Source organism: Pseudomonas sp. Van50 (assembly GCF_055390755.1).
This window is the reverse complement of record NZ_AP024343.1, coordinates 1,943,813-1,957,317: the sequence shown is the minus strand read 5'-3', so window position 1 is coordinate 1,957,317 and position 13,505 is coordinate 1,943,813. Positions and strand designations below refer to the sequence as shown.

The following is a 13,505-nucleotide window of genomic DNA, read 5'->3' as shown; positions in this document are numbered from 1 at the left end:
GAACAAAAGCCGCCGATTATAGCGATCCCTCCGCGAAGACGCTCGGGTATACTTCGCCATCCTTTATACCCCATGGAACCGTTCCACGATGCCCAAGCCTGCCGTTGCGCTCGACTTATTATTGCTGCCGACCTGGTTGGTGCCTGTCGAACCCGCCGGTGTAGTGCTCAAGGACCATGGCCTGGGCATTCGCGACGGTTGCATCGTGTTCATCGGTCCACGGGCAGAAGCCCTGAAGTGTGACGCCACCGAGGTCCGTGAACTGCCCGGCATGCTGCTCAGCCCCGGCCTGATCAACGCCCACGGCCACGCGGCCATGACCCTTTTTCGCGGCCTGGCCGACGACCTGCCCTTGATGACCTGGCTGGAACAGCACATCTGGCCGGCTGAAGCCAAATGGGTCGATGAAGATTTCGTCCGGGATGGCACCGACCTGGCAATCGCCGAGCAGATCAAGGGTGGCATCACCTGCTTCTCCGACATGTATTTCTACCCCAAGATCGCCAGCGAGTGCGTCCACGACAGCGGTATTCGCGCGCAAATCGCCATTCCGATCCTCGACTTTCCGATCCCCGGTGCGGCCAGCGCCGACGACGCCATTCGTCAGGGCATCGAGTTGTTTGGCGACCTCAAGCACCATCCGCGGATCAAAGTCGCATTCGGCCCGCACGCGCCCTATACGGTAGGCGACGAGAACCTGGAGAAAATCCGCGTGATCGCCGAGGAACTGGACGCGGCCATTCATATGCATGTTCACGAAACCGCCTTCGAAGTGCAGCAGGCTGTGGATAACACCGCTGAGCGGCCAATGGCTCGCCTGGGACGCCTTGGCCTGCTGGGGCCACGCTTCCAGGCCGTGCACATGACTCAGATCAGCGACGAGGACCAGGCCCTGCTGGTAGAAAGCAATTGCAGCGTGATCCATTGCCCGGAATCGAACCTGAAGCTGGCCAGCGGTTTCTGCCCGGTGGAACGCCTGTGGCAAGCCGGCGTCAATGTCGCCCTCGGCACCGATGGTGCGGCGAGCAACAACGACCTGGACCTGCTCGGCGAAACCCGCACCGCCGCCCTGCTGGCCAAGGCCGTCGCTGGTTCGGCCACGGCCCTGGATGCCCATCGGGCGCTGCGCATGGCCACGCTCAATGGCGCTCGGGCGCTGGGCATCGAAGCGACCGTCGGCTCCCTGGAAGTCGGCAAGGCCGCCGACCTGGTGGCCTTCGACCTGTCAGGCCTGGCCCAGCAGCCGATCTACGACCCGGTGTCGCAACTGATTTATGCCACCGGCCGCGATTGCGTCAAACACTTGTGGGTAGGCGGCAAGCCGTTACTGGAGGATGGCCGGCTGACCCGCATGGACGAACCGACACTGATCGCCACGGCCCAGGCCTGGGGTCGGCGCATCAGCGGCCACAACGAATGACCACGCCCCTGGAGCCACGGCTCGGGGCATCTGATTTTTCAAGCTTTTCGAGGATCTGCACATGAGCAACGTCGACCACGCCGAAATCGCCAAGTTCGAAGCCCTGGCCCATCGCTGGTGGGACCGTGAAAGCGAATTCAAACCGCTGCACGACATCAACCCGCTGCGGGTCAACTGGATTGACGAACGGGTCAACCTGGCCGGCAAGAAGGTCCTCGACGTCGGTTGCGGTGGCGGCATCCTCAGTGAGGCCATGGCCCAGCGCGGGGCGACGGTGATGGGCATCGACATGGGCGAAGCGCCGCTGGCGGTGGCGCAACTGCATCAATTGGAGTCCGGCGTCAGCGTGGAATACCGGCAGATCACCGCCGAAGCCCTGGCCGAAGAAATGCCCGGCCAATTCGACGTGGTCACCTGCCTGGAAATGCTCGAACACGTGCCGGACCCGTCCTCGGTCATCCGCGCTTGCTTTAGCATGGTCAAGCCGGGCGGCCAGGTGTTCTTCTCCACCATCAACCGCAACCCGAAGGCCTACCTGTTCGCCATCATCGGCGCCGAATACATCATGAAGCTGCTGCCACGGGGCACCCACGACTTCAAGAAATTCATCCGCCCTTCCGAGCTGGGCGCCTGGAGCCGCGCGGCCGGGCTGACCGTCAAGGACATCATCGGCCTGACCTACAACCCATTGACCAAGCACTACAAGCTGGCCGCCGACGTTGACGTCAACTACATGATCCAGACCCTGCGCGAGGAGTAAGGCGATGCGTCTCAAAGCGGTTCTCTTCGACATGGACGGCACGCTGCTCGACACCGCGCCGGACTTCATCGCCATCTGCCAGGCCATGCGCGCCGACCGCGGCTTGCCACCGATGAACACCCAACACATTCGTGACGAGATTTCCGGCGGCGCCCGGGCGATGGTCGCGGTGACCTTCTCCATGGACCCGGAATCACCAGGGTTCGAGGAATTGCGCCAGGAGTTCCTCGACCGCTACCTCAAGGGTTGTGCGGTCCACAGCCACTTGTTCGACGGCATGGCCGAAGTGCTGGCCGATATCGAAGCGGCCAACCTGATCTGGGGCGTGGTCACCAACAAGCCCGTGCGTTTCGCCGAACCGATCATGCAGCAACTGGGCCTGGCCGAGCGTTCGAAAGTGCTGATCTGCCCTGACCACGTGAAAAACAGCAAGCCGGACCCGGAACCGCTGACCCTGGCCTGCAAGATGCTCGACCTGGACCCGGCCAGCGTGCTGTTCGTGGGCGATGACCTGCGGGACATCGAGTCCGGCCGCAGCGCCGGCACCAAGACCTGCGCGGTGACCTACGGCTACATCCACCCGGACGACAACCCCAGGCACTGGGGCGCGGATGTGGTGATCGACCACCCCTCGGCGCTGCGCGAAGTGCTGGATAACGCGTTGTGCAGTTGCTGAACTGACGGAATCGATGCTACCGCCCTTGTGGCGAGGGAGCTTGCTCCCGCTGGAGCGCGAAGCGGTCCCCTGGACGACGGCTGCGCCGCCGAGCGGGAGCAAGCTCCCTCGCCACAAAAGCCTCTTTGCCACAAAAGCTTCCTCGTCACCGGTACTGTGCCGCTCTAATTGTTGAGGTTTTTTATGTTTGATTATTCCGCCCGTCCCGACCTGCTCAATGGCCGGGTGATCCTGGTCACCGGCGCCGGTCGCGGGATCGGTGCCGCTGCGGCGAAAACCTACGCCGCCCACGGTGCCACCGTACTGCTGCTGGGCAAGACCGAAGCCAACCTGACCCAGGTCTACGATGAAATCGAAGCGGCCGGTCATCCGCAGCCAGCGGTGATCCCGTTCAACCTCGAAACCGCACTGCCTCATCAGTACGATGAACTGGCGGCGATGATCGAAACCGAGTTCGGTCATCTGGACGGCTTGCTGCACAACGCCTCGATCATCGGCCCACGTACGCCACTGGAACAGTTGTCCGGTGAGAACTTCATGCGGGTGATGCACGTCAACGTCAACGCGATGTTCATGCTCACCAGCACCTTGCTGCCGCTGCTCAAGCTCTCCAAGGATGCGTCCGTGGTGTTCACCTCCAGCAGCGTCGGCCGCAAGGGCCGGGCCTACTGGGGCGCCTATGGCGTGTCCAAGTTCGCCACCGAGGGGCTGATGCAGACCCTGGCCGACGAAGTCGATACCGTCGCCGCCGTGCGCGCCAACAGCATCAACCCCGGCGCCACCCGCACCAGCATGCGCGCCCAGGCCTACCCGGGAGAAAACCCGCTCAACAATCCGACGCCCGAAGCGATCATGCCGGTCTACCTGTACCTCATGGGCCCGGACAGCACCGGCGTCAACGGTCAGGCGTTCAACGCACAATAATGAAGCCGGCATCGCGACGATTTACCGTCGCGATGCCGGCCCCGGTCGACGCCAAACCAGGCGAACCGCCAAGGCCACGTCGCCCCTGCATTCGCGACTCGCTATCAATTCATTGATTTCTAATCGGTTTTTACGCAAGTGAACCGAATGGCACGACTTTCGCTCTAACCTCTTCAAACATGCCATGTTCGGCAGGTAATGGACGTTGAGACGAGACTTATGCCTGCCATGGAAGCGGACTAGACTCAAATCAGGTGTCCTACGGGACTGAAGGACCAGTACGACGTGCAGCCCAAAGCCGCCACACCCAACCTGTCGGGACAGATTTAGCTTAGGGGCTAACGCCATATGAAAACGCCCAACCAGATCAACGCGTTCGACTTCGACAGCGCCAAATTGCAGCGTTTGGGCCTGACTCAGCCAGCGCCGCTCCCTGCACGCTCCGTCAGTCTGTCGCAATTGCGCCAGCAACTGAGCCAGCAACTACAGACCAGCCTGGAGCCACAGCGCATCCTGGGCCTGTTTTTCCGGGAAATTCAGCGACTGGTGCCCCTGGATGCGTTGGCCTATCAGCACAAGGCCAGTGACCTGCGCCTGGAGTTCGGGCAACGCGGGCATCACACCCTCAGCTACAACCTCAGCCATGAAGGCGAACACCTGGGTGAACTGGTATTCCGCCGTAACCAACGTTTCTCCGAGGCGGAACAGAGCGACCTCGAATCCATCATGTCGACGCTGCTCTATCCACTGCGCAACGCGCTGCTCTACCGCGCCGCGACCCAAAGCGCCCTGCGCGATCCGCTGACCGGCACCGGCAACCGCATCGCCATGGACCAGACCCTGATGCGGGAAATCGACATGGCCAAGCGTCATTCGCAACCCTTGTCGGTGCTGATGCTCGATATCGATCATTTCAAGCGCATCAACGACAGCCATGGTCACGGTGTTGGCGACGAAGTGCTCAAGGCCGTGGCCGAGTCGATCAAGGGCCAACTGCGCAATGTGGACATGGTGTTCAGGTTCGGTGGTGAAGAATTTCTGATCCTGCTGGCCAATACCAGCCGGGATGCCGCCGCCATGGTCGGTGAACGACTGCGTTATGCCGCCCAGGCCCAGGATTACTTCGCCACAGGCACAAGGATCGAGCTGACGGTCAGCCTGGGGTGCGCCACCCTGCTACCGGGGGAATCCTCGGAAAGCCTGCTGCGCAGGGCCGACAGCGCGCTGTACGTAGCCAAGCGCGAAGGCCGCAATCGGCTGGCGATGGCCGGCTGAAAACCACTGTGGGGGCGAGCTTGTGTGGGAGCGAGCTTGCTCGCGATGACGGCAGCACATCCAACATCTGCGCGAACTGACCCACCGCTATCGCGAGCAAGCTCGCTCCCACAGGGATTTGGGGTGAACCTGAAGCCAGCACTCATCCAAAACAACTGTGGGAGCGGGCTTGCTCGCGATAGCGGCCTGGCAGTCAACCTCCCCGTCGACTGTCAGACCTCTTCGCGAGCAGGCTCGCTCCCACAGGTTGTGGCTATCTGTAGCGGTAGTAATCAGCTACCGGCCAGTGCCAGACGCTCACGGGTGGCTGACGCCCTGCTGGCAGGCTCCGCCTGTTCCAGCTGCATGCAACGTTCCAGGAACAGGTACATGTAGTCATAGCTCTTGCACACGGCCTGGCGCAGTTCCGTTTGCAGCGCCTTGCTCGGGTTCATCCCCGCCAGCGTACAGATGATTTCCAGGGCTTCCCAAGGATGGGCATCGTCGTACTGGGCATGCATCTTCAGCCACTTCATGGCCCGCTTGCGGTCTTCCTCGGCGAAAGCGGCCGCGTAGACACCGTTGGAACACACCAGCGCCGACCACTCTCCCGTGGCGCCCTCGATGGCGTAGTTGGTCGCGGCGATGGCCACGATCAACGAGTCCGAGGAACTGGTGTGCCAGCACCAGTGGCTCAAGGCGTGCAGCTCAGGCGGTACCTGCTGGGCTTGCAGGTCTTCCAGGGTCACGCCATGGGCGGCGCTCCAGTTGACCCAGTAGTCGGCATGGTTGAGTTCGACACGAATGTTGCGCATCAGCCAGCGACGCGCCATGTCCTCGCCGGGGTGGCGGGCAAAGCGGGTCTTGGTGAGGTTCTGTGCCATGTATAAAGCGAACTGTTCGACGACCGGCCAACCACCAATGAGGTAGTGGCGCATGGTCTTGGCGCTGAGCTTGTTGTCGCGCATGCGCTGATACAGTTCGTGTTCGACAACCCGGCGCTTGCTCTCGCTGCAATCGGTAATGAGCTGCTGTGCCCATTTCGGATAGCTTGTGGCGTCCATGAGCGGGCCTGTTCGGTTGAATGTGTCGATCACTGTCGGGCTCCTTTTGATTGTGATTTTCTCGGATCAACAAGAGGTTCAGCGGAACGTGCCGGGGGCCTTGAATAACAGCGGCTGGGGCCGGGCCGGCCGACATTGCAACGTGTCGCAGGTAAACAATTGCGGGCGTTCGATCACATACCCCTGAGCGAAGTCCACCCCTATCTCCAGCAATGCCTGCTCGATCTGGGCGGTTTCAACGAACTCGGCAATCGTGCGCTTACCCATGACGTGACCGATGTGATTGATCACTTCGACCATTGCACGGTTAATCGGGTCGTCCAGCATATCCTTTACGAAACTCCCGTCGATCTTCAAGAAGTCTACAGGTAAATGTTTCAGGTAAGCGAATGAAGACATTCCGGCGCAAAAGTCATCCAGAGAGAAATAGCAGCCCAAGCTCTTGAGTTCATTGATAAAGCGGATCGCACTGCCCAAATTCGAAATAGCGCTGGTCTCTGTAATTTCAAAACAAATCATTTCCGGCGGAATCGAGTAGGCCACGAACTGTTTACGCAGGAAGTCGAGGAACGCCTGATCTCCGATAGTTGTGCCTGACAGATTAATCGCACACATCGCCATGGGCCCCTGCCGCGATTCATTCAGGCACTGGCGGATAATCTTGAAGACATTCTCCACCACCCAACGGTCCAGGGACGTCATCAGCCCGTAGCGTTCCGCCGCGGGAATGAAGCTGTCCGGCAGGATCATCCGCCCGGCTTCGTCATGCAGGCGCAACAGGATTTCAATGTGCCCGCCACCATGATCGCCCGGCCCCAGCGCGGCGATTTCCTGGGCATACAGGCAAAAGCGGTTTTCCTCCAGGGCCATGTGCAAGCGCTGGACCCAGGCCATCTCGCCAAAGCGCAGGGACAACTCCGAGTCGTCGGCATGATAGACCTGGACCCGGTTGCGCCCCTTTTCCTTGGCCATGTAACAGGCCATGTCGGCGGCCCGCAGGGAAGCCTCCAGGGTCGTCGGGGTCTGGGCGATATGCACCAGGCCGATGCTCACGGTGGTCACGAACGGCCGGCCCTTCCAGACAAAGTGCAGGTTCTGCACGGTCTGGCGCAGCCCTTCGGCGATTTTTTCCGCCGCCTCCGGCGAACAGTTCTCCAGCAGGATCCCGAACTCATCGCCACCCAATCGGGCCAGGGTGTCATTTTCCCGCAACCCCGACTGCAGCAAGGCGCAGATATGCCGCAACAATTCGTCACCCGCCGCATGACCGCAGGTGTCGTTGACCAGCTTGAACTGATCCAGGTCGAGAAACATCAAGGCATGGCGCCCGATCTGGCGAGTGAGGTTGTGCAAGGCCTGCTCGAGGCGATACTCGAACTCCCGGCGGTTGGCCAGGCCAGTCAGGGCGTCATGGGTGGCCTGCCATGACAGGTTGGCGATGTATTGCCGCTCCTGGGTCATGTCATGCAGCACCAGCACGGCGCCACTGACCTTGCCCGCATGGCGGATCGGCGCGCCCACCAGGGTGACCGACACGGTGCTGCCATCCAGGCGCTGGATCAGTTTCGAATGTTCACTGGCGCCGCTGAGCCGACCGCTGAGGATGTGCTCGATCAGGGTCAGCCCTTCGGTCTGGGCATTGTCATCGAGCAAATTGAACAGCGCCGCCAGGGGCAAGCCCGTGGCGTGCTCGGCCTTCCAATGGGTCATCGCTTCGGCGGCGGGGTTCATGTAGGCGATGCCCCCCTCCACGTCGGTGGTGATCACCCCATCACCGATGGATTGCAGGGTGATCTGTGCCCGCTCTTTCTCCATCTGCAGCGCATTGGCGAACACCTGCCGCTGGGCCAGCAGTTTATGGGTACGCAACAACGCCAGGACGATCAACCCCAGGGCGGTGGCGAAATTGGTCACCAGCAAGAGCCGCAGGATGAAACGCGACCCCTCGCCCAAGGCGTCGCTGAACGCCTTGGCAGCCGGGGTGACGGAATCGTTGATCGCAAAGATCTGGGCCTTCCAGCCGCGAATATCCACCTCTGACGCCTGGCCCGCGACAATACTGCTGTGCATCTGCCGGGCGACGTTATCCAGTTCGGTCAGGTAGCCATCACCCACCGTCCAGAGATCGATGGCTTCTTCCAGGTAACTGAAGTGACGGAAATTCAGATAAAGCCAGATCACGCTGGCCACATCGTCCGGATGATTGCCGCCCTTGAGGATGCCGGCCCGCGCCGCTTCCAGGTTCGGCGGTTGGCGGTCCAGCGCTACCCGCAGCTCATGGCCACCCTCGGGTACGGCGATGGCTTGCTGGTATTTGCGAAAAATCGCCTCGTCACGGCTGTCGGCGTAGAGGTTGAGGTAATAGATCGCGTCTTTCTGGCCCTTGGACCAGAGACTCTCCCCCGCTACATAGCCGCGGACTGCGGAAAGCACGTAAAGGCTGACGCCGCCAAGCAATGCCTGAAATAGCACAACGGCAATAAAGGGCCAGACGATGCCCAGCAGCCGTGGTGTTCCGAGAGTCTGCTTTTGCTTCATGAGGTCCCTTGCACAGGTACTGCCGGACGAACACCCGCCAGAATTCCGCTCCTGACTCAACAGCCTAGGCTAGTTTTCGACCCATAGAATGAATGGATGAAGAGATCTTTGCGTGGAATTTGGAAGAATCGGCGGGTTTGCCTGTTTTTTCCGATACTAAGCACAGAAAACGGCGGGAAACTCAAGGCTGTTGTATCTGTTGCAAATGACCGTAGAGTCGAGCGTAGAGGCCCCCGTCGGCAATCAACTGCAAATGGTCGCCGTCTTCGGCGACTTGCCCACCGTCGAACACCAATACCCGATCGGCCTGCTTCACCGCCGAAAGCCGGTGGGCGATGATCAACGTGGTGCGTGCGCTCAAAAAACGCGCCAGTGCCTGGTGAAGGTTGTACTCGGTGGCTGCGTCCAATGCCGAGGTGGCTTCGTCGAGAATCACCACCCGTGGGTCGGCCAGTACCATGCGGGCGATGGCCAGCCGTTGGCGCTGTCCGCCCGACAGCCGAACCCCGGAACGCCCTACAACGCTTTCCAGGCCCTGGGGCAGCGCCCGTACCGTGGCGTCGAGCTGGGCGATTTCCAATGCCCGCCAGCAATCGTCGTCGCTGCACTCACGGCCCATGGCCAGGTTGGCCCGTACCGTGTCGTTGAACAGCGCCGGATGTTGCAACACCACTGCAACATTCTCCCGAATGGTTTCCAGGCCGATCTCCTGCTGCGTGGCGCCGCCGAAACGAATGCTGCCCGACTGTGGCGTGTACAGCCCCAGCAGCAACTGCACCAAGGTGCTCTTGCCGCCGCCACTGGCCCCGACGATGGCGACTTTCTCGCCCGGGGAAATGGACAGGTTCAACTGGTCGAGCACCAGCTCCTCGCCGTAACCGAAACTCAACCCCTGGATTTCGATGCCCACGGTGTCACGGCCCTTGAACGGATCGACGCCCCCCGTGTACTGGGGCTCGTCAGCCCGGGCCAGCAGTTCGTTGATCCGGTTCAAGGCGCCGCCGGCCGCGTAATAGGCATACTGCAAGTTCAACAGTTGCTCGACCGGACCGATCATGAACCAGAGGTAGCTGAACACCGCCAGCATCTGGCCGATGGACAGGTCGGAAAACACCACGGTGAGCATGGCCGCCGCGCGGAAAATATCGATGCCGAACTGGAACAGCAAACCACTGGCGCGGTTCGAGGCGTCGGTTTTCCACTGTGAATTCACGGCGTAATCGCGGACCTCCTTGGCACGCATCCCCAATCGGCCAAGAAAGTAACCCTGGCGGTTGCCGGCGCGCACTTCCTGGATGGCATCCAGGGTTTCGGTCAAGGCCTGGGTGAAGCGCGAGGTGCTGTCGTTCTCCAGTTTCTTGAGGTGTTTGACCCGCTTGCCCAGTTGCACCGTGGCGTAGATCACCAGCGGGTTGAACAGCAGGATCAGCAGCGCCAGTTCCCAGTGCATCCACACCAGGATCCCGGCGGTGCCCACCAGGGTCAGCATCGCCACCAGGAAACGGCTGAGGGTCTCGCCGATGAATTTGTCGAGGGTGTCCAGGTCGGTGACCAGGTGGGCCGCCACGGTGCCGCTGCCCAGGCTTTCGTACTCGCCCAGGGAGATTCGCTTGAGACGTTCGATCAAGCGGATGCGAATGCGATAGACAATGTCCTTGGCCAGCCTGGCGAACAAGCGCGCCTGCACCACGTTGAACAGCAAGGCGCCACAGCGCAGGGTCAGGGTCGCCAGCAACATCAGCCCGATATAGCCGGCTGCGCTCTGCCACGCCGTGGGCAAGGCATGGTTCATGACCTTCAAGGCCGCATCGCCGTGGCCCAGCAGGACCTCGTCCACCAACAGCGGCAACAGCAACGGAATCGGCACGCTGCACAGCGTCGCCAGCACGGCCACGCCGTTGGCGATCCACAGGGCTTTTTTATGTTTGAGGGCCAGGCGACGGATCTCCGCCCAGCTCAACCGGTCGATGCGCTGCGAGGTCGATGGGGCTGACGGTCGCTCAGGCACAGGTCGCGCGCTCCAGCCAGCGGCCAAGCAAGGGCGACAACTGGCTCAGGGGCTGGTAACCGTTGGTCAGCAAGGCCAACTGGCCGTCACGCTCGGCCAGCAGCGTGGGGAACCCGGCAATACCCAAATCCTGGACCCAGGTGAAATCCGCTGCGGTGGCCGCATGTTGGTCGGCGCGGTCGAAAGCCGCGGCGAATTCGATGCGTGGCAGCCCGGCCTGCTCGGCCAGCTCCACCAGGACGCTGGCGTGGGTGACGTCACGGCCTTGTACATAAAAGGCCTGTTGGATTAGTTTCACCAGCGTCCAGGCCAGGTCCGGGGCCAGGCTGCGGGCCGTTACCAATGCCCGGCAGGCGGGTTCGGTGTCGTAGACGAAACCATCCGGCAACGCGCCTTCAAGCTTGAAGGGCTGGCCGGTGGCCTGGGTCACGGCCTGCCAGTGCTCGAGAATGTAGCGCCGGGTGGTCGGCTCCAGCGCCGAACCGCTGCCGGTGCGCAAACCGCCCACCACCAGGTGCAACTCCACACCCGCGGCGTGCGCCTGCTCGACCAACGCCTCGGCCACTGGCGCAAAGCCCCAGCACCAGGAACACATCGGGTCCATCACATAGAGCAGGCGTGACGTCATGGCTCAAGCCTCGGAAGATGTTTGCTTGTAGTTGTAGCCGATCGGGTGCGGCATGTTGCGCGCCTTGGCCAACTCGATCTGTTTCTGCCGGTCGATGGCACTGCGACGGGTTTTCTCGCTCAGCTTATCCCAGCAATGCGGGCAACTGATGCCAGGCACATAGTGCTCCGAAGCGCGGTCTTCTACGCTCACCGGAGTACGACAAGCGTGACATTGATCGTAGTCCCCTTCGCTGAGGTCGTGGCGAACGGTCACGCGGTTATCGAACACGAAGCAGTCGCCACGCCACTTGGTTTCTTCCTGAGGGACCTCTTCGAGGTATTTCAGGATGCCGCCCTTGAGGTGATAGACCTCGTCGAACCCCTGGCCGAGCATGTAGCTGGAGGCTTTTTCACAGCGAATACCACCGGTGCAGAACATCGCGACTTTCTTGTGCCTGGCCGGGTCGAAGTGAGCCTTGATGTACTCGGGGAACTCGCGAAAGCTGGTGGTCTTGGGGTCGATGGCGCCTTCGAAGGTGCCGATGGACACTTCATAATCGTTGCGGGTGTCGATCAGCAGCACTTCCGGATCGCTGATCAGCGCGTTCCAGTCCTGCGGTTCGACGTAGGTGCCGACTTGCTTGTTCGGGTCCACGCCTTCGACGCCAAGGGTGACGATTTCTTTCTTGAGCTTGACCTTGGTGCGGTAGAACGGCTGCTCATCGCAATACGACTCTTTATGGTCGATGTCGATCATGCGCGGATCGTTCTTGAGCCAGGCCAGCAGGCCGTCGATGCCTTCGCGGGTGCCGGAGACCGTGCCGTTGATGCCTTCCTCGGCGATCAGCAACGTGCCTTTGATGCCGTTGTCGAGCATGGCCTTGAGCAAGGGCTCACGCAGCTCGACGTAATCTTCCAGGGTGACGAACTTATACAGTGCCGCCACGACAATGGGTTGTGTCATGGGTGTTTCTCCAGGTGGCTACCCTCGTAAAGGGTGAACCGGATGCGAAAAAAAAACGCGCCGGGTGAGCGGCGCGTTGCGGATTCTAGCAAAGACACGGTGGCTTTAGGAGCTGCACGCGCCTGGGAGCTGGACCAATTGTGGCGAGGGAGCTTGCTCCCGCTCGGCGGCAAAGCCGTCGCCTGGATCAGTTTCCAGGGGACCGCTTCGCGGTCCAGCGGGAGCAAGCTCCCTCGCCACAACAAGCATCCGCGCGACAAACAACCACTTTCAGTGCTTGCTGCCACCGGCACAGGTCGGCGAAGCCGGGGCGGCGTCGATCCGGGCCCACTCCTCGGGTGTGTAGGTGTGCAGCGCCAACGCATGGAATTCGCCCATCAGCTCGCCCAGCGTGCCATAGACCTTCTGGTGACGCTTGACACGATTGAGCCCTTCGAACTGCTGGCTGACCACCACCGCCTTGAAGTGGGTCTGCAGGCCACGGCTGTGCATGTGGCTTTCATCCAGCACTTGCAAATGCTCGGGCTGCAATAGCCCAAGCGTTGATTCGATGCGTTGTTGCATGCTCATACCGGGCTCCGCTTACGGCTTTTTCTTGGCTGGAGCGGCTTTTGGCTCGAGCTCGGCCGTCATGTCGGCCAGCAGCTTGTTGACCACCGGCACTGCGCTCTCAAGCTTGGCCTGGGTCAGTTGGGCCGATTGCTGGGTCAACTGTGGCATTTTTTCCAGGACTTTCTTGCCCAATGGCGACTGGTAGAAAGCGACCAGGTCCTTGAGCTCCGATTCGTTGAAGTTGCTGGTGTAGAGCTTGACCATGTCCGGCTTTAGCTTGTTCCAGCCGATGGCTTGGTCCAGCGCGGCATTGGCCTTGGCCTGGTAGGTTTCCAGGGTGGCTTTTTTCGACTCAGGGGCCTTGGTCTGTTCAAAGCGCTGGGCAAACATCTGCTGCACTTGCATGTACACCGGAGTGCCCAGTTTGTCAGCGTGCGCCAGGGTCAGGAACGCTTCGGCGCTGGCGTTGTGGCTGGCGGTATCGGCGAAAACAGGGCCGCTGGCACACACCAGAGCAACTGCGGTACAGATGGCACGAAGACGGGTCATCGAGTTTCCTTTCATTACAGGCGAGGTAAAACCCCAAGGGCGACCATTCTGCGCCTAAAAAACGCTGGGGCTCAACCCCGACGGTTGTCGGGTCCGATTGACGGGCCCAAGCCACCGTTGCTGGATTGAGGGATGATTGAGGGAACCGGAGCGGCCCATCTGGGCCTAAACTGCGCATTCAGCCTTT

12 protein-coding genes are annotated in these 13,505 nt (G+C 61.2%); 5 read left to right on the top strand and 7 right to left on the bottom strand.

The window, feature by feature from the left end; translation table 11 throughout:
- Positions 1 to 88: 88 nt before the first annotated feature.
- The 5 genes from ACZ5M5_RS08645 (at position 89) to ACZ5M5_RS08625 (ending at position 5,055) form a co-directional block, all read left to right on the top strand.
- Complete coding sequence (locus tag ACZ5M5_RS08645; protein ID WP_207281339.1) at positions 89 to 1,420, top strand: TRZ/ATZ family hydrolase; 1,332 nt, start codon at positions 89 to 91, stop codon at positions 1,418 to 1,420.
- 61 nt (positions 1,421 to 1,481) lie between these two features.
- Positions 1,482 to 2,180 carry a bifunctional 2-polyprenyl-6-hydroxyphenol methylase/3-demethylubiquinol 3-O-methyltransferase UbiG gene (gene ubiG / locus ACZ5M5_RS08640; protein WP_060738595.1) on the top strand — a complete coding sequence of 233 codons (699 nt, stop codon included), beginning with the start codon at positions 1,482 to 1,484 and terminating at the stop codon, positions 2,178 to 2,180.
- A 4-nt stretch (positions 2,181 to 2,184) separates the two neighbouring features.
- On the top strand, positions 2,185 to 2,856 hold the full coding sequence (gene mupP / locus ACZ5M5_RS08635; protein ID WP_060738596.1) for an N-acetylmuramic acid 6-phosphate phosphatase MupP: 672 nt from the start codon (positions 2,185 to 2,187) through the stop codon (positions 2,854 to 2,856).
- Positions 2,857 to 3,039: 183 nt separating this feature from the next.
- The gene (locus ACZ5M5_RS08630) at positions 3,040 to 3,780 is read left to right on the top strand and encodes a YciK family oxidoreductase (protein ID WP_060738597.1); all 741 of its coding nucleotides are present in this window, start codon (positions 3,040 to 3,042) and stop codon (positions 3,778 to 3,780) included.
- Between the two features lie 348 nt (positions 3,781 to 4,128).
- Positions 4,129 to 5,055 carry a GGDEF domain-containing protein gene (locus ACZ5M5_RS08625; protein WP_060738598.1) on the top strand — a complete coding sequence of 309 codons (927 nt, stop codon included), beginning with the start codon at positions 4,129 to 4,131 and terminating at the stop codon, positions 5,053 to 5,055.
- Positions 5,056 to 5,327: 272 nt separating this feature from the next.
- Here the strand turns inward: ACZ5M5_RS08625 and ACZ5M5_RS08620 are convergent, their stop codons facing one another.
- From ACZ5M5_RS08620 to ACZ5M5_RS08590, 7 genes are all read right to left on the bottom strand, one after another.
- Positions 5,328 to 6,098: a TenA family transcriptional regulator gene (locus ACZ5M5_RS08620; RefSeq protein WP_219734601.1), complete on the bottom strand. Its 771-nt coding sequence runs from the start codon at positions 6,096 to 6,098 to the stop codon at positions 5,328 to 5,330.
- Between the two features lie 78 nt (positions 6,099 to 6,176).
- Positions 6,177 to 8,636, bottom strand: coding sequence for an EAL domain-containing protein (locus ACZ5M5_RS08615; protein WP_060738600.1), 2,460 nt, complete (start codon positions 8,634 to 8,636; stop codon positions 6,177 to 6,179).
- Between the two features lie 181 nt (positions 8,637 to 8,817).
- Positions 8,818 to 10,644: an ABC transporter ATP-binding protein gene (locus tag ACZ5M5_RS08610; protein ID WP_060738601.1), complete on the bottom strand. Its 1,827-nt coding sequence runs from the start codon at positions 10,642 to 10,644 to the stop codon at positions 8,818 to 8,820.
- A complete protein-coding gene (locus ACZ5M5_RS08605; protein WP_177431752.1) occupies positions 10,637 to 11,239 on the bottom strand; it encodes a DsbA family protein in 603 nt (200 codons plus the stop codon). The genes ACZ5M5_RS08610 and ACZ5M5_RS08605 overlap by 8 nt, the downstream gene beginning before the upstream one ends.
- Before the next feature lie 36 nt (positions 11,240 to 11,275).
- On the bottom strand, positions 11,276 to 12,217 hold the full coding sequence (trhO, locus tag ACZ5M5_RS08600; protein ID WP_192259503.1) for an oxygen-dependent tRNA uridine(34) hydroxylase TrhO: 942 nt from the start codon (positions 12,215 to 12,217) through the stop codon (positions 11,276 to 11,278).
- Between the two features lie 270 nt (positions 12,218 to 12,487).
- Positions 12,488 to 12,787, bottom strand: a complete 300-nt coding sequence (locus ACZ5M5_RS08595; protein WP_060738604.1) for a BolA family protein — start codon at positions 12,785 to 12,787, stop codon at positions 12,488 to 12,490.
- A gap of 12 nt (positions 12,788 to 12,799) precedes the next feature.
- Entirely contained in the window at positions 12,800 to 13,318 is a 519-nt protein-coding gene (locus ACZ5M5_RS08590) for a DUF2059 domain-containing protein (protein ID WP_060738605.1), read from the bottom strand.
- Positions 13,319 to 13,505: the final 187 nt, after the last annotated feature.